The organism is Oleiphilus sp. HI0061, from assembly GCF_001635675.1.
This window is the reverse complement of the sequence record NZ_LWFE01000164.1, coordinates 1-641: the sequence shown is the minus strand read 5'-3', so window position 1 is coordinate 641 and position 641 is coordinate 1. Positions and strand designations below refer to the sequence as shown.

The window sequence follows — 641 nt, the reverse complement described above, 5'->3', positions numbered from 1 at the left end:
TCTCTTATCCTGCGCCAACTAGAAATACTCTCTGGCGCTCTCAGCGAGCTTAACGTTCCCTTTTATGTTCTTACAGCAGAATCCATGCAAAAACTGGAATCGAGTATTTCTGAGTTTGCCAGCCAGCTGAAAGTTTCTCACCTTTTCTACAATGAAGATTATGGACTGAACGAGCGCCGACTCGCCAAGTCGGTATCTGAAAACTTACGTAATCACGGCATTATCAGCCAATCTTTTCATGATCAATGCATCGTTTCTCCGGGCACCTTGAGGAACCAGAAGGGAAGCTACTATCATGTATTCTCGGCATTTAAACGTGCATTTTTAAAGCAGTCGAAGACTTTATCCAGGCACCTGGTCAACAAACCCTCGCCACAACCGCCCTTAACAGTCAAAGCACCAAACTTGAATGTTGCGACGTTTCAAGTCGATTCTCGGTGGGACCATCATTGGCCCGCAGGAGAAGATCACGCTCACGAGCTACTTAATAACTTCATGGAAGAACGCGCAGCCTCTTACCATAAGGCCAGAGATATTCCCTCGCTCGACGCGACAAGTTCACTGTCTCCTTATCTTGCAACGGGTATCGTAAGCACATCACAGTGTTTAAGATCAGCACTAAGCTATAATCAAGGCGAGTT

At 46.2% G+C, this 641-nt stretch carries 1 protein-coding gene; it reads left to right on the top strand.

Annotation, left to right across the window (positions count from 1 at the left end; genetic code table 11):
- Positions 1–6: 6 nt before the first annotated feature.
- Positions 7–641 (top strand): deoxyribodipyrimidine photo-lyase (locus tag A3735_RS01950; RefSeq protein ID WP_369820499.1); only part of this gene is annotated, 635 nt, incomplete at its 3' end.